The 16,002-nt window shown below is 64.5% G+C and carries 21 protein-coding genes; 7 read left to right on the plus strand and 14 right to left on the minus strand.

The genetic code is table 11. The features are described from left to right. The first annotated feature begins 48 nt into the window (after positions 1 to 48). Positions 49 to 696, plus strand: a complete 648-nt coding sequence (locus FB466_RS12875) for a DUF2461 domain-containing protein (protein WP_141918907.1) — start codon at positions 49 to 51, stop codon at positions 694 to 696. Here the strand turns inward: FB466_RS12875 and FB466_RS12880 are convergent. The 5 genes from FB466_RS12880 to FB466_RS12900 form a co-directional block, all read right to left on the minus strand. Continuing rightward, on the minus strand, positions 693 to 1,301 hold the full coding sequence (locus tag FB466_RS12880) for a hypothetical protein (RefSeq protein ID WP_141918909.1): 609 nt from the start codon (positions 1,299 to 1,301) through the stop codon (positions 693 to 695). The genes FB466_RS12875 and FB466_RS12880 overlap by 4 nt on opposite strands. A gap of 98 nt (positions 1,302 to 1,399) precedes the next feature. Beyond that, positions 1,400 to 1,666: a PLDc N-terminal domain-containing protein gene (locus tag FB466_RS12885; protein ID WP_141918911.1), complete on the minus strand. Its 267-nt coding sequence runs from the start codon at positions 1,664 to 1,666 to the stop codon at positions 1,400 to 1,402. Between the two features lie 275 nt (positions 1,667 to 1,941). Next, on the minus strand, positions 1,942 to 2,184 hold the full coding sequence (locus FB466_RS12890; RefSeq protein WP_141918913.1) for a hypothetical protein: 243 nt from the start codon (positions 2,182 to 2,184) through the stop codon (positions 1,942 to 1,944). A 97-nt stretch (positions 2,185 to 2,281) separates the two neighbouring features. Next, positions 2,282 to 2,635 (minus strand): hypothetical protein, encoded by a 354-nt coding sequence (locus tag FB466_RS12895; protein ID WP_246054673.1) that lies wholly within the window; start codon positions 2,633 to 2,635, stop codon positions 2,282 to 2,284. Then, positions 2,632 to 3,555, minus strand: coding sequence for a 3-methyladenine DNA glycosylase (locus FB466_RS12900; RefSeq protein WP_141918915.1), 924 nt, complete (start codon positions 3,553 to 3,555; stop codon positions 2,632 to 2,634). The genes FB466_RS12895 and FB466_RS12900 overlap by 4 nt, the downstream gene beginning before the upstream one ends. Positions 3,556 to 3,689: 134 nt before the next feature. Here FB466_RS12900 and FB466_RS12905 point away from each other — a divergent pair, with 134 nt between their 5' ends. Beyond that, entirely contained in the window at positions 3,690 to 4,436 is a 747-nt protein-coding gene (locus FB466_RS12905; protein ID WP_141918917.1) for a hypothetical protein, read from the plus strand. A gap of 101 nt (positions 4,437 to 4,537) precedes the next feature. Continuing rightward, positions 4,538 to 6,559 (plus strand): APC family permease, encoded by a 2,022-nt coding sequence (locus FB466_RS12910; protein WP_246054674.1) that lies wholly within the window; start codon positions 4,538 to 4,540, stop codon positions 6,557 to 6,559. A 12-nt stretch (positions 6,560 to 6,571) separates the two neighbouring features. On the opposite strand, the gene FB466_RS12915 is transcribed toward FB466_RS12910, so the two are convergent. From FB466_RS12915 to FB466_RS13550, 6 genes are all read right to left on the minus strand, one after another. After that, complete coding sequence (locus tag FB466_RS12915; RefSeq protein WP_141918919.1) at positions 6,572 to 6,982, minus strand: hypothetical protein; 411 nt, start codon at positions 6,980 to 6,982, stop codon at positions 6,572 to 6,574. Positions 6,983 to 7,356: 374 nt separating this feature from the next. Next, the gene (locus tag FB466_RS12920) at positions 7,357 to 8,487 is read right to left on the minus strand and encodes a WXG100 family type VII secretion target (protein ID WP_141918920.1); all 1,131 of its coding nucleotides are present in this window, start codon (positions 8,485 to 8,487) and stop codon (positions 7,357 to 7,359) included. Next, positions 8,484 to 8,780, minus strand: coding sequence for a hypothetical protein (locus FB466_RS12925; protein ID WP_141918922.1), 297 nt, complete (start codon positions 8,778 to 8,780; stop codon positions 8,484 to 8,486). Before FB466_RS12925 ends, FB466_RS12920 begins: the two co-directional genes overlap by 4 nt. Further along, positions 8,777 to 8,962 carry an SAV_915 family protein gene (locus FB466_RS13965; protein ID WP_342777462.1) on the minus strand — a complete coding sequence of 62 codons (186 nt, stop codon included), beginning with the start codon at positions 8,960 to 8,962 and terminating at the stop codon, positions 8,777 to 8,779. Before FB466_RS13965 ends, FB466_RS12925 begins: the two co-directional genes overlap by 4 nt. Continuing rightward, positions 8,916 to 9,140, minus strand: a complete 225-nt coding sequence (locus FB466_RS13820) for a hypothetical protein (protein ID WP_246054675.1) — start codon at positions 9,138 to 9,140, stop codon at positions 8,916 to 8,918. The genes FB466_RS13965 and FB466_RS13820 overlap by 47 nt, the downstream gene beginning before the upstream one ends. Positions 9,141 to 9,192: 52 nt before the next feature. Next, the gene (locus FB466_RS13550; protein ID WP_170206132.1) at positions 9,193 to 9,417 is read right to left on the minus strand and encodes a hypothetical protein; all 225 of its coding nucleotides are present in this window, start codon (positions 9,415 to 9,417) and stop codon (positions 9,193 to 9,195) included. A 120-nt stretch (positions 9,418 to 9,537) separates the two neighbouring features. On the opposite strand from FB466_RS13550, the gene FB466_RS12935 reads away from it, so the two are divergent. Then, a complete protein-coding gene (locus FB466_RS12935) occupies positions 9,538 to 10,185 on the plus strand; it encodes a YigZ family protein (protein ID WP_141918924.1) in 648 nt (215 codons plus the stop codon). Between the two features lie 18 nt (positions 10,186 to 10,203). Here the strand turns inward: FB466_RS12935 and FB466_RS12940 are convergent, their stop codons facing one another. Next, positions 10,204 to 10,644 carry a hypothetical protein gene (locus tag FB466_RS12940; RefSeq protein ID WP_141918926.1) on the minus strand — a complete coding sequence of 147 codons (441 nt, stop codon included), beginning with the start codon at positions 10,642 to 10,644 and terminating at the stop codon, positions 10,204 to 10,206. A gap of 158 nt (positions 10,645 to 10,802) precedes the next feature. Between FB466_RS12940 and FB466_RS12945 the strand changes: the two genes are divergently transcribed. Both FB466_RS12945 and FB466_RS12950 read left to right on the plus strand, forming a co-directional pair. After that, positions 10,803 to 11,429, plus strand: a complete 627-nt coding sequence (locus FB466_RS12945; protein WP_141918928.1) for a TetR/AcrR family transcriptional regulator — start codon at positions 10,803 to 10,805, stop codon at positions 11,427 to 11,429. Positions 11,430 to 11,503: 74 nt separating this feature from the next. Beyond that, positions 11,504 to 12,292 (plus strand): SDR family NAD(P)-dependent oxidoreductase, encoded by a 789-nt coding sequence (locus FB466_RS12950; protein ID WP_141918930.1) that lies wholly within the window; start codon positions 11,504 to 11,506, stop codon positions 12,290 to 12,292. Positions 12,293 to 12,396: 104 nt separating this feature from the next. On the opposite strand, the gene FB466_RS12955 is transcribed toward FB466_RS12950, so the two are convergent. Further along, a complete protein-coding gene (locus FB466_RS12955) occupies positions 12,397 to 12,987 on the minus strand; it encodes a TetR/AcrR family transcriptional regulator (RefSeq protein ID WP_141918932.1) in 591 nt (196 codons plus the stop codon). 88 nt (positions 12,988 to 13,075) lie between these two features. Here FB466_RS12955 and FB466_RS12960 point away from each other — a divergent pair, with 88 nt between their 5' ends. Beyond that, on the plus strand, positions 13,076 to 13,450 hold the full coding sequence (locus FB466_RS12960; RefSeq protein ID WP_141918933.1) for a nuclear transport factor 2 family protein: 375 nt from the start codon (positions 13,076 to 13,078) through the stop codon (positions 13,448 to 13,450). Between the two features lie 121 nt (positions 13,451 to 13,571). Here FB466_RS12960 and purL read toward each other — a convergent pair whose 3' ends face one another. After that, positions 13,572 to 15,893 (minus strand): phosphoribosylformylglycinamidine synthase subunit PurL, encoded by a 2,322-nt coding sequence (gene purL, locus FB466_RS12965; protein ID WP_141918935.1) that lies wholly within the window; start codon positions 15,891 to 15,893, stop codon positions 13,572 to 13,574. Between the last annotated feature and the right edge of the window lie 109 nt (positions 15,894 to 16,002).

A 16,002-nucleotide genomic window follows, 5' to 3' on the forward strand; every position in this document is an offset into this window, starting at 1 on the left:
GACGTCCCGTGATGGCCGCTGCCGACCCGCTGCGGTAGCCTTGCGGGTATGAGTTTTGACGGATTCTCGCGCGCGGCCCTCGACTTCTACGCCGGGTTGGAGGGTGATAATTCGAAGGGGTTCTGGCTCGACCACAAACCCGTTTACGAATCCGCCGTGCGTGGCCCGCTCGCGGCACTCGCCGACTCGCTGGTGGAGGAGTGTGGCCCGTACAAGATTTTCCGTCCGCACCGCGACGTGCGCTTCGGGGCAGATAAGTCACCCTATAAGACTCACGCGGGGGCCTACTTCGAATCGGGTGGTTACATTCAGCTTGCGGCCGACGGCCTGGCCTGCGGTGCCGGGTACTACTCGATGGACCGCGGTCAGCTCGCGCGGTTTCGGGATGCCGTGGTTGCCGAGCCGAGCGGCACGGAACTCGACCGGATCATCGCCGCCGTGCCCGCCGACATCGAGGTGCGCCGCCTCGACCCCCTCACGACGGCACCGCGGGGTTACCCGGCCGACCACCCGCGGATCACCCTGTTGCGCGCCAAGGGTCTCGTGCTCTGGCGTGATTGGCCGGTTGAGCCGTGGCTCTTCACCGCCGAGGTGCGCGACCGGGTGGCGGAGTTTCTGCACGCAGCGGTGCCGCTGTGTACCTGGCTGGATGCGCGGGTGGGCCCGGCCTCACCCGTTGCGGGGCGCTCGCGTTAGTGGTGGGCACTCAGCCGCGGCAGGATGATGTTGTCGTCCGACTCCGGGTCGGAGATCGCGACCGTCCACCCGTTACCCAGTTCCTTCTGCACCCGCACCGTGAGCAGGTAGCCGCGCTGCGTAAACCCCGCGGGGAGCGGGGCCGAAGCCGACGGGTTGCTCGGGTTGAAACCTTCATCGTACGCGGCGGCCCACGTCTGCAGGTCTGCCCACAGCTCGGTACTGAGCCCCAGCTCGGGGCCGGTCACATTTCCCGCACCGTAGCGCCCTGCGATCCAGAGTGGATGCTGGCCCCACTCGGCGGCGACGCGCACCTCGGCCGGTAGCCCGGCATTCTGCACGGTGAGGCCCGCGGTCGTCCCGTTCAGGCGCAGACTGTTCGGATTGGCCCCCAGGATGTGGCCGTTCGCGGCGACGGCGACGGCGACCGTGAGCATCCGCCCGTCGAACTCAACCGCGTAGAGCGGCCGCGTGCCCTGTTTACCCACCTTCTCACCCGTGCTGAGCGAGGCGCGCAGGAGCTGCTGAATTTGAGCGGTGGCGACACCGACCGTGCGGAAAAGTGCCGCGTGGCGCTGGATATGTTGCGGGCCGGAGGGGCGCATAGGGGGGTGGTTCCTTTCGGGGACCGTCTTAATCTAGTTCAGACAGGTGCCCCAGCAAGAATCGGAGGGACCCATGGTGGGTCGGTCGGCGGCCCGGTCTACAGGCGGGGCGTTCGCAGCTGGCCCGACCCGCTGCCGCGCCCCACGAGGAACCACGCTGTCGGGCCGAGAACGGGGAACACGCACGAGGCCATCAGCCACAGGGTTTTCACCCCGCCAGAGATGCGCTTTGAGTTGAGGATGGACGCGACCGCCAGCACAAAGTACAGGACCAGCGCGGCGCACACCGCGATGACCGCGACGACAATCCACGCGCCCGCCAGGGGGTCAATCCCCGCAAGAAACCGGTTGGCTGTAAGAAGCATGATGAAACTCCACTCGCTGTGTGAAACGTATCGACATCCGGGTGATGCCGCTGTTCTCGAGCGTAGATTTCTCCGCGAGGGGGGTCATCGACCGGCGGTACCGGCTGCGTCATACCCCGGTGCTACGTTGGGCGGCAGACGGAGGGGAACGGTTGTGGCCCACGGGGTCGGCTCGGGCCACACCGGGTGACTTTTCCTCACGAACCCCGCAAAGTTTTGTCGTTCTGTGAGTTTTTCTCACCCAGAGCGCCGGATGCGTCGTGACGGGAGGGAGGCTAGTCAGCGTCGAGGATTTCCTCTTCCAGGCTCCACACGCGGTCGCCGCGGTCGCTGTCGCTCAGCGCGATGATGAGGGCGTGGGCGTCGATGTCGTCGGCGTACAGGTTGTCGCGGGCCTGGTCGAGCACGGATGCGCGGTCGGAGTCCGTATCGGCGGCCTCCTTAGCATCCACGAGTGCATCACGGTACAGGGCAACGGCCTGATCAAACTCGTCGCTGGTGAAGTGGAGCGAAGTCATGGCGGGGGTCCTAGCGTGGCGGTGGTGGGAGTGATGCACTCACAACGTTACCCCGCAACCGGTGCGGACGGTAGCGAGGCGGGGTGGGGCATCCCGCTTAGGGGGTACCCAGCCGCCCCAGCAGGTACCAGACCGCCGTGCTCAGCTCGGGGTGCTCACGGGGGATCTCGTGCAGCAGTCGGCGCTCGACCGCCTCGGCATTACGCCGATGTTCCGCGGCGTCGGACACGGTACTCATCCCGGCCAGTCGGGCCAGGCCGTGCTCGGCGGCCAGGCCGCGCCCGTGCAGCTCGTCGTCGAGCAGGGTCGCCACGACGAGCTCGTCCACGCTGGGCATTACGGCCATGAACTCGGCCGGGTCTTCACCCTCCCTGGCGTGGTGCTCGATTAGCGCCGCACGCTCGAGCCGGGCGTTGCGCCGCAGGTGGGGGATGCTCTCGGTGTCGATCATGCGGCCCGCACCCCGCCCCCGGCGGCGGCCCGCGCCGCGGCAATCGCCTCCACTACTCGGCTGCGCAGCGCGTTGGAGCGCTCCGTGAAGCTGCGCTGCTGGCGCACGTACTCTGCCTTACCGGCATCCGTCTCGATGGCCACAGCGGGCAGTCCGTAGGCCGACACATCGTAGGGGGAGGCCTGCATATCGAGTGTGCGGATGCTCAGGGCCAACTCAAAGGTGTCGAGCAGTAGCTCGCCGGGTACGAGCGGCCCGAGCTTGCTCGCCCACTTGTATACGTCCATCCCCGCGTGCAGGCAGCCGGGCTGCTCCGTGCTGGGCTGGTTGTCGCGCGTGGGGACGGGCGCCGCCCGGTTGAGTGGCACCGCCTCGGGCGTAAAGAAGCGGAACGCGTCGTAGTGGGAGCAGACAATCTTGTGCGACTCAACCACGGCATCCGTGTCGCCCCGCGATAGTCGGAGCGGCGTGTGCTCGTGCCGCTGCTCACCCGGGTGCTGCCGGTAGACCATCGCCCACTCGTGCAGCCCAAAGCAACTGAACTGCCCGGCCCGCGCGGCCGTCTGCGAGAGCAGCTGTTCCACGAAGGTGACCGTACCGAGTTTGGCCGTCAGAAACGCGGATGCATTCACCACGCGGCCCGCCCCGCAGCCCCGGTACCAGCGCCACTCGGCCCGCTCGTGGGCTCCGGCATCCGCCAGACAGACCCCCGCGCCGGGGTGCCAGCGGCGTAGCAGCGCGGGTCTGACCGGGTAGTAGGTGAAGAGGAAATCCTCGACGGCGTGGGTCTCACCCGAGAGCCGGCGTGCGCGCCAACCTGCTGTGAGCGTATCGGCCCGTTCGGCGTGTTCGAGGGCGCGCTGCTGCCAGTGCTCGGGGCTGAGGGCCACCGATCCGCAGGTGATGCAGCGCGTATCCATAGGCACAGATTCTACCCGCCACCGCCGACACGAGCCGGGATGAGCGATATCCGGTATCCTGGTGAGCGATTCTGCGACGGTCCGGCAGTACCACGGCCCAGGAGACCTCGCCCCGATAAGAACAGGACTACCCCATGACTGCTCCCACCCTGTGGTCGATTCCCACGCCGGTGAGCCACACGCTGTCCACCTCCGAGGGGTTCTCGCGGCACGTCAAACCGGAGAGTGCGCTCGGTAAGGCGCTCGCCGTTGTGGGTTTTATCGCCCTGCTTCTGCTCATGTACAACGTGTTCAGCACGGTGTCGGGGGCGCTTGACTCGGGCCTGGGGTCGCGCTATTGGCTCCCGCTCTTCTTCTCCACCCTGGGGGAGAATGGCAACGTTAACCCGATCCTGGTCGCGTATGTGTGGGGCCCGGTGATCGCGCTGCCCATCGTCCTGGTCCTCTGGGTTCTGCGGCTGGCGACGCGTCGTCAGCTCGCCGAGAAGGTCTTTGCCGCCTACAGCCAGGGCGGATTCCTGGTGAAGGCCCTGGGCCTGCCCCTCGCGTTTAACCAGGGCAAGGTGCAGCTGGTGCCCCAGATTGCGATGCCTGCCCACGCTGACGATATCGAATCGGCGCAGTGGTTTGTGAACCTCCAGCAGACGCTTGCCGCTTATGACTCCCGCACGGCCAAGCCTCTCCTCAAGTCGCTCACGGGCACGCTGAAGAACGTTAAGACGGTCGTGCCGGCCAGCGCCGTCTTTGCGGATGCTCCGCGCGAGGCGCTCCTCATGGCGGCCCCCGCGGCCTCCGGCGAGGCCACGATCCGGGCCATCACGAGCACTGATAAGGGCTTGACCTCGGCGATCGTGAACATGAAGGGCTTTGAGGGCGTCTAGCCGTGGCCTCCGGCCTATGACGATGTGGGGAACCGTGCCCGCCGCGTATCGTTACCAAAAGGTGTCTCAATAGCTCCCGTCCAGGAGTAGTGTTCTCGTTCGTGACGGATAAAAGTCGTGCGAGTGACGGAGACCTGCGAGCAGCCAAACGGTGGATCATCGGTGACCCGCTGCCCAACCACAAGTTGGAGGGTCAGCTACTCTCGAAGCGTCTCGCCCTGCCCATCTTTGCGAGCGACCCGCTGTCGAGTGTGGCCTACGCGCCCCAAGAACTCCTGATGATTCTGCTGCTCGGCGGGCTCACCTTCCTCAGCTTCGCACCGTGGGTGGCCGCGGCCGTCGTGCTGCTGCTGCTCGTGGTGGTGGCGAGCTACCGCCAGCTGATTCGCGCGTACCCCTCGGGCGGTGGCGACTATGAGGTGGCCCACAAAAACCTGGGCGAGAAGGCCGGGGTGATTGTGGCCTCTGCCCTGCTCGTGGACTACGTACTCACGGTGGCCGTGTCGGTGGCGAGCGGCGTGGACAATATCCTCTCCGCGATCCCCGAGCTCAACCCGTTTCGGGTGGAGATCGCGGTGGGTTTCGTGGTCATCATCGCGGCGGTCAACCTGCGGGGTGTGCGCGAGTCGAGCACGGCGTTTGCGGTGCCCACGTATCTGTTTGTGGCGAGCATCCTGGTGATGGTGATTGTGGGGCTGGGCCGTACCCTGCTGGGTGATGCGCCCGTTGCCGAGTCCGCGGGCTTCGACGTGCAGGCGGATTCGCTCACCCAGGCCGCCGTTGTGCTGCTCATCTTGCGCTCGTTTGCGAGCGGCTGTAGCGCGCTGACCGGTGTGGAGGCGATCTCGAACGGTATCCCGGCCTTCCGCCTGCCCAAGGTGCGTAACGCCCAGCGCACGCTCACCTGGATGGGGGGCATCGCGATCACGCTCTTTGTGGGACTGTTGTCGCTGGCCATGATTAGTGGCGTGCACTACGCGGAGGATGCCTGCCACCTGATCGGCCTGGCCGACTGTGAGAACACGCCGCAGCGTAGCCTGGTGGCCCAGGTGGCGGCGGCCACGTTTGGCAACAACAGCATCCTGTTTTTCGTTGTGCAGGCGGCCACGGCGGCGGTGCTGCTGCTCGCCGCCAACACGGCATTTAACGGCTTCCCGTTGCTCGGTTCGGTGCTGGCCCGGGACGGCTACGCGCCCAAGGCGCTCAACACCCGCGGCGACCGCCTCGTCTACTCCAACGGGATGCTCGTGCTGGCCCTGTGCGCCGTCGCCATTCTGGTGATCTACCAGGCCAACCTGACGCAGCTCATCCAGCTGTACATCATCGGCGTCTTTGTGTCGTTTACGCTCGGCCAGACGGGAATGGTGGTGCACTGGGTGAAGCTGATGCGCCGACTGGGGTGGACCTCCCGTGCTCGGCCCACTATCCTGCTGCGGCTTTCAATCAATTCGCTGGGCGCGCTGATGACCGCGAGTGTGTTGATCGTGGTAACGATCACCAAGTTTACCCACGGGGCCTGGATCGTGTTTGCGATTATGCCCCTGCTGGTCCTCGTGATGATCGGTATCAACCGCTACTACCGGGATGTCAACCACGAGATTGCCCTGGACGGGGTGACCCACTTCGGGGCGCGCGGCGACCACGCGATTGTGCTCGTGGGGAGCCTGCAGAAGCCCACTCTGAAAGCTCTCGAGTACGCGATTGCGGCCAAACACGAGAGCCTGGAGGCTGTGCACGTCTCGGTGGATCAGGAGTCCACCCGCCACCTGCAACAGCAGTGGATTGACCTGGATATGCACCAGAAATTGCGCATTATCTCCTCGCCCTACCGTGACATCGCGATCCCGCTCACCGAGTACATTGTTGCCCGGCGCAAGAAGCACGGTGCCGAGGTGGTCACGGTATACCTGCCGCAGTACATCGTGGGTCACTGGTGGGAGCGCCTCCTGCACAACCACAGGGCCACCCGGGTGCGGCAGAAGCTCATGCTCACGCACGGCGTGACGGTGGCGCTCGTGCCCTGGCGGCTCGACTCCTCCGAGCTGATCTACGGGCGGCGTTCGCGGCCGATCCCGGGGGCCGACCGTTCGGGGCTGGCGCAGCGGCCGGAGCGGAAGCGGTAGCTGCCGTTGTTTTTATGTGGTGGAGACCTGTCGTGTTTTGGTGGTTTCGATGACGAGTGAGAGTGCTGTGAGTGGGTCTTCGAGTGCGTCGCGGTCTTTCGGGTGGGCGAGGAAGTAGGCGATGGTTTCGGCAATGATGGTGGGGTCGGAGCCCATTGTGCTGATGTCGATGTAGTGGGCTGCTCCGGTTGTGCGATCCCGTAGAAGGATGCTCCGGCTCAGTTTGAATATGCCAAGTTCAACTTTGTGGATATCGTGCCACGGAATATCTGTTTTCTTTCCCCAGCTTTGCCACCGCACGCCTTGGGGGCTGATTTCGATGCCGAACGGTGTTATGCCGCAGCGGATCGAGTAGCCGAGGCCGATCAGTCCGCCGAGGAGAATTCCGTATGTTCGGACAGTGTCTTGGGCACCGTCTATCATGATCTCCCCCGCGAGTGGCACAGAGAAAATCGACAATAAGCCAAAGAAAATACAGCACGGGCTTCCGAGAGAAACCATTATTCGGGGAACCTGAGGGCAGGGAAAGCGGAGCGGTGCACGCGCCGCGAGATTTATCACGCCAGCCGCCGGGGTGCGCGCGGAGAGAAGTACAGCTGAAAAAAATATGACTGCTCCCAAAATTCCTACTGCCCCGACAAATCGCACATATGGGTGCTCCATCAGGGGGGTAAGAAGCAGGAAAGCGACTGATCCTGCCAGGAGGGCAAATAGTCGTTTCGGAATTCGTGCTTTTATGTACTCTGGCGAAGCGTGGAGTCGGGGCTTGCGTATCGTCCCACGTAGGTGGTGATTTTTCATGAAAACACGTAGTCCCAATCGCCCGCGTCAATTGCTTCGCGTATATCCAGAGGAACACTACCTTCCCATGCGTTTGTTGCGGCCCAACCTCCAAACCAGGCAATGAAACCGGCGGCGACGGCAATTCCTACTGGTGGAAGGGCCGTCGCGGCTCCGAGGCCAGCTCCGGCTCCGATGCCGACTCCAATGCCCGCGCCTGTGCCAACAACGGCTGATGAGATTGACCCGCCGTTGAGGACGTCAACACCAGCGGCGACAACGTCAATCGCTACGCCGATGATGGGGCCCTTGAGAAACTTGAGTTTCGTGATTTCCTCGTCCAGCAGGTCACGCGCGGCGTTCAGTTCTTTCTGCGATTCGCTCAGGGCCGGGTTGCGCGTCGCGGGGTCACCAGAGTTACGCCGATGAGTATGCGTATCGGCAGCTTCACGAGCCTCGGCGGCGGCGACCTCATAGTCTCGAAGTTTTTCGGCCCAGAGACCCTGAGTCGCGCTCACCGCGGTACCCCGCGAGAGGTTATTGCCCTCGCCGAGGGCATTCAGCACCCAGGAGAGCTCATCGCAATCAGTCACACGATTAATGAGCGGAACAAAATGCTCATCAATCCACTCCATGAGATCGCTCCACCAGATCCCCACATCCTCAGCAATACCGTTGAAGAGTTCGCGGGCCTCATCGTAGTCGCCCGGTGCCCAGGGCTGCACGCACACCCCGTCCTCCATCGACGTGGGCGGTGCTGTGGGGCCTTCCGGTGACGCGTATGCGGGCGGCGGAAGTGGCATCGTGATCCAATCACCACTGACAATCAGCCGCCCTGCCGCCGCAGAATCCGCGTAGTCCTGAAACGTATCCTTCCCGCGTTTGAGGCGACCAGCGAACGCGCGAAACACTTCGGCCGCATCAGCGGCGTAGATATCGACCGGGTCAACTCCCCGCGCAATAGCATCTACGGTCTCACGAAAAGCATCCCCCGTCTGACCAGACCAATACTCAGTCGAATCGTTTCTGAGCTTCTTCAGGCTCTGATGTAGCTCGTCACTCAGCTTTGACGGTTTCTCCGCGAGCCAATCCGCTAGGTCGTAGAGCGCGGCAGGGTCACCCGTGATCTTGAGGTAAATGCCGCTCACTTAGCAAAGGCCTCATCGGTGAAGTTATCAAGGGATTCCATGATCTCTTCCTCTGTCAAGAACTGGCTCTCAATCGCCTGGCGGGATACCTCACAAACCCCATGTGCGGCGTTCGACGCCATTTGTGCACTCTCCAGGGCGATCCGCACGATTAAAGCAATCTTGTCACTTGCGATGCCCCCGTCGGCACTGGACGAAAAACCGGCTAAAGCGGTGTTGAGCGTGCCCTCTGCCGTTTCGGTTTTCTTCAGCAGCGCGCTCATCTCGTCTCGCTCGACCTTAATAGTGCTCACGCCAGCCTCCCGTTGTGCACGAGGTGTTCAGAAAAGTGCGGATCAAAACTCACCGCGTCAAAGGGCTGTTGTTCCTTGATGGTTCCCAACTCCTCCGTCTGAACGAGAATCCACGGCTGACCCGCCCCGCAACGCTCAGCGAGCCGATCGAGCGCAGTGGAGGCAACCAACGCGGCGACCATCCGGTAACTTCCGCACCTCGGCGATATGCTGACCGTCCGCGACCTCACGCATCGGCAGATAAAGCACCGGCGGTATGATTCTCGGTCCGGCCACCGGGACAGAATCGGCAGCGCCCGGAGCCTGAAGCTTACTAATATCACGCATCACGGTGTCGTAAATAAGATCATCGTCGCTCATGCGAGAAACTCCTTCGGCGATTATCGGGGGGATGGTGCACGCCATTATGATCCTATCCGGCGAGCATCCCGGTCTGTTCGGCCACCGATAGTTCGCCCGATGGCAGGGCAGCCCGGAAGAGTGTGTCGTTTGCGGCGGCGATGTGGCGGCGATGCGACGATCTGCGCGTCGGCGAAGGCACATTGGTGCCGGGCGAGGGTCTCACCCCGCTCGGTGAGTTTTCAACGCAGTGAAGCATACGTTCGGCGTCAACGGTGATCTGAAAGGTCAGGCACATTCTACGGCGTTCACGGGTTATCCGTGCCGCCGTGACCCCCGCCACGACACTCACGCCACCCTACCGTTTTGTTCTGCGCCGCTGCATCCCTCGGCGCCCGCATCCGCTACGCTCATAACCGTGAACTCGGACCCCGGGGAGGCGGCCCCGTACCGCACTATTCACTCGGCGGTGGAGACCGAGATCGAGATTAAGCGCTCCCGGTTCATCTGCTTTCTGACGCCCGTGGCCGAGGAGGATGCCGCCCGGGCCCTGATTGCGCGGGCCCGGCAGCTGCATCCCAAGGCCCGCCACCACTGCAGCGCTTTTGTGCTCGGTGCGCGCCACGAGGTGCAGCGCACCAACGACGACGGCGAGCCTTCGGGTACGGCCGGTGCGCCCATGTTGGAGGCCCTACTCGGGGCCGAGTTGAGCGATGTTGTCGCCGTGGTGGTGCGCTACTTTGGTGGCATCCTGCTGGGAGCTGGTGGTCTCACCCGGGCCTACCGGGCATCCGTTGCGGAATCCATTGGGGTCGCCCGCACTGTTGTGCGTGAGCGGCGGATGTCGGTGGTCGTGTCGAGTGATTACCCGGCCGCCGCCCTGCTGGAGGCTGAGGCGTATCGTCGCGGCTGGGTCGTTGTCGGCACCGAGTATGGTGGGGATGTCTCCATGACTCTCTCAATTCCGCCCGACCAGTGGGGGGTTCTGGTCGAACGCGCGGCCGAGTTGACCGCGGGGCAGGCTCAACCCGTTGTGCTCGGCACGCATTACGTGACGCTGCCGTAGCGGAGAGATGCCCGGAGGCTAGCTGCTCGTTCCGGTTCCGGTGCTGGAGTCGCTGTCGTCGGGTGTGGTGGTGCTGTCGGGGGTGGAGCCGTCCTGGCTGCTTCCGCCTGGCCCCATCCCACCCCGGGGTGGTTGGCCACCCTGGCCACCGGGACCGCCGTCAAAGTCGCCGTCCATATTGGGGAAACCGACGGGCACGGTGGGGGCGGTGGCCTGGCCGAGGGCCCAGCCGATGCCGGTGCCCGCGCCGAGGCCCACCACGAGGACTGCCGCTGTCCCACCGATCACAATGCCGCGGGGGAGGGCCCACCGCTTGTTGCCGGTGGGGGCGGCTGTCGGCGTCCCCGCTGAGGTGAAAGCCTGTGCGCCGGTATCGGGTGTCGGGCTTGTCTGGGCCGGGGGTGCCGGGAATGGCTGCTGCGGGGTGCCGTTGGTGTCGCCGTGGGTGGGGGTGCTCATGATGTCCTTTCGTGGTGGGCGGGGAGCGCCGCGGAGTGGGGGGCCACCGGGGCGCGTCGTTATGTGAGACGATACGCAGGGTGGCTATCGGCATCCCGTGACCATGCTATGAGTGGGCTATTTTTGATATACGGCATAGTTGGTTTTATGATGGGCGAATGACTCTTCCACGCCAACTCACGCCTAAGGGCGCCCTCACCCGCCGCGAAATTCTCGATGTTGCCGCCCGTGTGTTTGGGGTTAAAGGATATGCCGCCACCCGCATGGACGACATTATTGCTGAATCCGGCATGACCAAGGGTGCCATCTATTTTCACTTTTCATCGAAGCGTGAACTCGCCGTAGCTGTTGTGAACGATCACAAGACGACCGTTTTGGGGGCGGCGGAGGCCGCCCTGGCCCGGCACGCATCACCGGCCGATCAACTGCGCGCCCTCGTGCCCATGCTGGTCGATATCACGGATGGGCATCCCGAAATCTGGGGCGTACTGCGGCTATCGGCTGATCTGCGCGATGAACAGTCTGACCAGGTTGGTGGCGACGCCCTCGACCGCTGGGTAGAGCTGGTCGAGTCGATTCTTGTTCGCGGGGAGGCCGCGGGGGAATTGATGCTCGCTGGGGGGGTCCGCGACTACGCGGTGCTGCTCGTCGGTGCCTTCGACGGGCTCAAGACAACGACGGCCGCCCTTGCGGAGCCGGACGGGGAGGCCTTCCGCCGCCGAGCCGACCTGTTTCAGCGTATGGTTGAACCGCTCATTATCGTTTCATCGGCCCGGTCGGCCTAACCGTCGGGCGGCGTTCCCGTCGCTCGATGCAGTGCATCCATTAAAAACCATCTAGTTGGTCTGAGAGTATCTTCATGTCACACCCTGTCACGTTTCACGGTAAAACGGCTCTCGTTACGGGAGCATCAACCGGCATTGGTGTTGACCTTGCCGCCCGTCTTGCCGCCGAGGGCAGCAATCTGGTCCTTGTGGCACGCAGCGCCGACAAGCTCAACGCGGTTGCCGAGCGTCTGCGCGGTGAGCGCGGCGTTACCGTCACGGTCATCCCCCTCGATCTGGGGGCTCCCGAGTCTGCGGAGAAGCTGGTGGCCGAGCTGGACGAGCGCGGAATCCGGGTGGACATCCTGCTCAACAACGCGGGCTTTGGCAGCCACGGCGACCTGGCTCAGGCCGACCCCGTCCGCATGGCCGAGCAGGTGCAGCTCAACGTGGGCACGCTCGTGGGCCTCACCACGCGACTGCTGCCCGGTATGGTGCAGCGGCGGGATGGTGTGATCATGAACGTCGCCAGCACCGCGGCGTTCCAGGCCGTCCCACACATGGCCGTCTACGGCGCGACGAAGGCGTTTGTGCTGTCGTTTAGCCGCGCACTGTGGGCGGAGACGCGCGGTACGGGCGTGCGCGTGCTTGCGATTGCGCCGGGGGCCACCGAGACGCCGTTCTTCAGTATCGCGGGGGAGCACGCCTCTCTCGGTAAACGTCGCCGACCAGAGCAGGTGGTTGACACGGCGTTCCGGGCACTGCGCGCGGGCAGGCCGAGCGCGGTGGACGGGTTTGTCAACGCGTGCCTGGCGCGCATCCCGGCCCGGCTGGTATCGGAGCGGCTACTGATCGCCGTGACCGAGCGGGCGATGCGGGCCTAAGCGTACTGTCCGGGTAACCCCGGGGTGCGAGTGGGGCGATGTGTGCCCTCCCGCCGGAGCGGGTAACTCGGGAGTGCCGTGTGAGCGGGTCCGTGTCGGTTCCGTTAGTCGGAGGGGTGCAGCGTGGCGAGGGCGAGTGTTAGCAGATCGTCGATGCCCGTGTCGCCGTTGACGGTGCGGGGCTCGTGCAGGTGTCCGGTGTTTCTGAGGTGTGCGAGGCCGTGGAGGAGCGCCCAGAGTGTCGTCGCGAGTTCGCGCGGTGGACCGTCGGGGAGCTCGCCGTCGGCTTGGGCGCGTTCGACGAGTTCGCGCAGGGCGCGCATCCCGTCGTCGGCGGCAGCATCGAGTTCTGGCCCTGGCTGGGCGAGGGGGGTGTCGCCAAAGATGAGTTGGTAGTGGTGGGGTTGCTCGACCGCGTGAGCGATGTAGGCGGCAGAGCCTCGGTGCAGCTGTGAGCGTTGCCCCTCGGCGGCGGCTCGGCGGATGCGCGTGGCGAGGTCCGTGAGCGTGTGGGTTGCGAGCGCCCGCAGCAGGGCGGCTTTGTCGTCGAAGTGTCGGTAGGCTGCGGACCGCGAGACTCCGGCGGCGGTGCCAACTGAGCGGAGTGTGACCGCTTCGGGTCCGCCCGATTCGAGCAGGGTTGCGGCGGCGGCGATGATTGCGGCACGGGTGGGGGCGGGGTCGCGTGGGCTCATCCGCCCAGTCTAAACCGGTATGTTGACAGTGACCACAATCGAATCGTAAGATGACGCTGTCAACAATCATTCGACGAGAGGCAACACCATGACCGCAGAAACACTCACCGACAGTGATCGGCAGTACCTGGAAACCTGGACCGAGACGGACCCTGAACGCCGTCGCCTGCTCATCGAGCAGGTGTGGGCGGCGGAGGGACGCCTGGTGGTGTCCTCCATCGGGTTGACCCTGAACGGGGTGGAGGAGATCGCCGCGCACATTGGCCGCGTTCACGAGCAGAACATCGTTGCTCGGGGGCTGCGCTTTGTGTACGACCAGCACATCGAAGCGGGTGACGCGCTCCTGCTGCGCTGGTCCATGCTGTCGGCGGAGGGGAACGCCGTCGGTCGCGGTGTTGACCTAGTTTTTCGGGATGCTGAGGGCCGGGTGCAGACCGTCTACATGTTTATGGGGGTCAACTAGAGCACGGTAGCGCTGAGACATTCTGGGTCTTCCCCGCCCGCCCCGTGAAAACGGCTGAGACCCCACGCCGAATATCTCGGGGTGGGGTCTCAGCGCGGTGACCCGTCGGGGTGACCGGGGGTTAGCCGATTACCGGCCCAAAGTGGTGCGGCAGCGTGGCCGCGCTCGTGGCGCGCAATTCGCTCACCGGAATGGTGAACAGGTCCTGCACCTCCAGCGCGGCTGCTTCGCCCGTGCCGTCGGAGACGCCAATGCGCAGCACCGGGTAGTGGCGCCCCTCGCAGAGGCCCTTAAACTTGACATCCTCTTCGCGCGGCACGGAGACGATCACGCGGCCGGTGCTCTCGGAGAAGAGCGCGGTGAGTGCGTCCACACCGTCCCGTTCCAGAATGTCGGTGAGCCACACGCGGGCCCCGACGCCGAAGCGCATGGTGCTCTCGGCGAGCGCCTGGGCGAGGCCACCGTCGGCGAGGTCGTGCGCCGAGTCGATGATGCCACTCTGGATGCCCGCCTGGAGAAGTTCGGCCAGGTTTTTTTCGCCCGCCAGGTCTACCGTCGGGGGGAGACCGCCGAGGTGGTCGTGCACTGTGCCCGCCCAGGCGGAGCCATCAAGCTCCAATGCCGTGGTGCCGAGGAGGTAGATGTTGTGGCCCTCATCCTGCCAGCCGCTGGGAACCCGGCGGGCTACGTTGTCGATGATGCCGAGCACGCCCACCACGGGGGTGGGGAAAATCGGGGTGTCACCGGTCTGGTTGTAGAACGACACATTTCCGCCGGTGACGGGGATGGAGAGCGCGAGGCAGGCATCGGACAGCCCCTCAACGGTTCGTGAGAACTGCCACATCACCTCGGGGTTTTCGGGACTGCCGAAGTTGAGACAGTCGGTCACCGCGGCGGGTACGGCCCCCGTGACCGCCACGTTGCGGAACGCCTCGGCGAGGGCCAGCTGGGCACCCGCGTACGGGTCGAGCTGGCAGTAGCGGCCGTTGGCATCGGTGGCAATGGCGAAACCCAGGCCCGATTCCTCGTCAACACGAATCATGCCGCCATCATCCGGGAAGCTGAGCGCGGTGTTGCCCATTACGTAGTAGTCGTACTGGTTGGTGACCCAGCTCGTGTCGGCCAGGTTGGGGCTGGCCACGAGTGCGAGGAACTGTGCGCGCAACTCGTCGGCACCCACCTCGCGCGGGAGGCGCGCGGCACTATCCGCCTGCAGGGCGTCGATCCAGGTGGGGTAGGCGACCGGGCGGTCGTAGACCGGGCCGTCTACCGCAACCGTGCGTGGGTCAACGTTGACAATCTCTTCGCCCCGCCAGTTGATGACCAGTCGGCCGGTGTCGGTGACGTGCCCGAGCACGCTTGTTTCAACATCCCATTTCTGGGTGACCGCGAGGAAGGCGTCAAGCTTCTCGGGTGCCACGACCGCCATCATGCGCTCCTGGCTCTCGGACATGAGGATCTCCTCGGCCGTGAGTGAGGGGTCGCGCAGGAGCACGCTGTCGAGTTCGATGAACATGCCGCCATCTCCGTTGGCCGCCAACTCGCTCGTGGCGCAGCTAATACCGGCCGCACCGAGGTCTTGGATGCCCTCAACGAGTTCACCACGGTACAGCTCCAGGCAGCACTCGATCAGAACTTTTTCGGCAAACGGGTCGCCCACCTGTACGGCGGGTCGTTTGGTGGGGCCACCATCGTCGAACGAGTCGGAGGCCAGAATGGAGGCACCGCCGATGCCGTCGCCTCCGGTGCGCGCGCCAAACAGCACGACCTTATTCCCCACGCCCGAGGCGTTGGCCAGGTGTAGATCTTCGTGGCGGAGGACACCGACCGAGAGCGCGTTGACGAGCGGGTTGCCCTGGTATACCGGGTCGAAGTAGGTTTCGCCGCCGATGTTGGGTAGACCGAGGCAGTTACCGTAGAAGCTGATGCCGGACACGACACCGTGCACAACGCGGGCAGTATCGGGGTTGTCGATGGCACCGAAGCGCAGCTGATCCATCACGGCAACCGGGCGGGCTCCCATCGAAATGATGTCGCGCACGATACCACCAACGCCGGTTGCCGCGCCCTGGAACGGCTCGATGTAGCTAGGGTGGTTGTGGCTCTCGACCTTAAATGTGACGGCCCAGCCTTCGCCGACATCCACAACGCCAGCGTTTTCACCCATACCGACCATGAGCTTCTCGGTCATTGCGGGGGTGACCTTCTGACCAAATTGGCGCAGGTACTTCTTGCTGGACTTATAGGAGCAGTGCTCGCTCCACATCACCGAGTACATGGCGAGTTCGCCCGAGGTGGGGCGGCGGTTGAGAATCTGCTTGATCATCTCGTATTCGTCGGCCGTGAGCCCGAGTGCGCCGTAGGGCTGCTCCTTGCGGGGAGTGGCCGTGGCGTTCGCGACGGTATCGGGAACATGAGCGGTGGATGAGTGTGATTCAGTCACGCGACGAGAGCCTTACGTTTCGTGGGATGCCAGAGGTGTCCCAGTCTAGCCCGGCTCGTGAGAGAGCAGGGTGGTGCGGAGAGAATGTGGATAACCTTCCGAGCGAGTC

The organism is Klugiella xanthotipulae, assembly GCF_006716695.1.
In the GTDB taxonomy this organism is placed as follows: Bacteria; Actinomycetota; Actinomycetes; order Actinomycetales; family Microbacteriaceae; genus Klugiella; species Klugiella xanthotipulae.

Coding starts and splice junctions, on each gene's coding strand:
- FB466_RS12875 (WP_141918907.1), top strand. CDS start 49: ATGAGTTTTGACGGATTCTCGCGCGCGGCCCTCGACTTCTACGCCGGG.
- FB466_RS13820 (WP_246054675.1), bottom strand. CDS start 9,140: ATGAGCGACGATGATCTTATTTACGACACCGTGATGCGTGATATTAGT.
- FB466_RS12890 (WP_141918913.1), bottom strand. CDS start 2,184: ATGACTTCGCTCCACTTCACCAGCGACGAGTTTGATCAGGCCGTTGCC.
- FB466_RS12880 (WP_141918909.1), bottom strand. CDS start 1,301: ATGCGCCCCTCCGGCCCGCAACATATCCAGCGCCACGCGGCACTTTTC.
- FB466_RS12900 (WP_141918915.1), bottom strand. CDS start 3,555: ATGGATACGCGCTGCATCACCTGCGGATCGGTGGCCCTCAGCCCCGAG.
- FB466_RS12950 (WP_141918930.1), top strand. CDS start 11,504: ATGTCACACCCTGTCACGTTTCACGGTAAAACGGCTCTCGTTACGGGA.
- FB466_RS12895 (WP_246054673.1), bottom strand. CDS start 2,635: ATGATCGACACCGAGAGCATCCCCCACCTGCGGCGCAACGCCCGGCTC.
- FB466_RS12905 (WP_141918917.1), top strand. CDS start 3,690: ATGACTGCTCCCACCCTGTGGTCGATTCCCACGCCGGTGAGCCACACG.
- FB466_RS12955 (WP_141918932.1), bottom strand. CDS start 12,987: ATGAGCCCACGCGACCCCGCCCCCACCCGTGCCGCAATCATCGCCGCC.
- FB466_RS12960 (WP_141918933.1), top strand. CDS start 13,076: ATGACCGCAGAAACACTCACCGACAGTGATCGGCAGTACCTGGAAACC.
- FB466_RS13965 (WP_342777462.1), bottom strand. CDS start 8,962: ATGGTCGCCGCGTTGGTTGCCTCCACTGCGCTCGATCGGCTCGCTGAG.
- FB466_RS13550 (WP_170206132.1), bottom strand. CDS start 9,417: ATGTGCCTGACCTTTCAGATCACCGTTGACGCCGAACGTATGCTTCAC.
- FB466_RS12915 (WP_141918919.1), bottom strand. CDS start 6,982: ATGATAGACGGTGCCCAAGACACTGTCCGAACATACGGAATTCTCCTC.
- FB466_RS12945 (WP_141918928.1), top strand. CDS start 10,803: ATGACTCTTCCACGCCAACTCACGCCTAAGGGCGCCCTCACCCGCCGC.
- FB466_RS12885 (WP_141918911.1), bottom strand. CDS start 1,666: ATGCTTCTTACAGCCAACCGGTTTCTTGCGGGGATTGACCCCCTGGCG.
- FB466_RS12940 (WP_141918926.1), bottom strand. CDS start 10,644: ATGAGCACCCCCACCCACGGCGACACCAACGGCACCCCGCAGCAGCCA.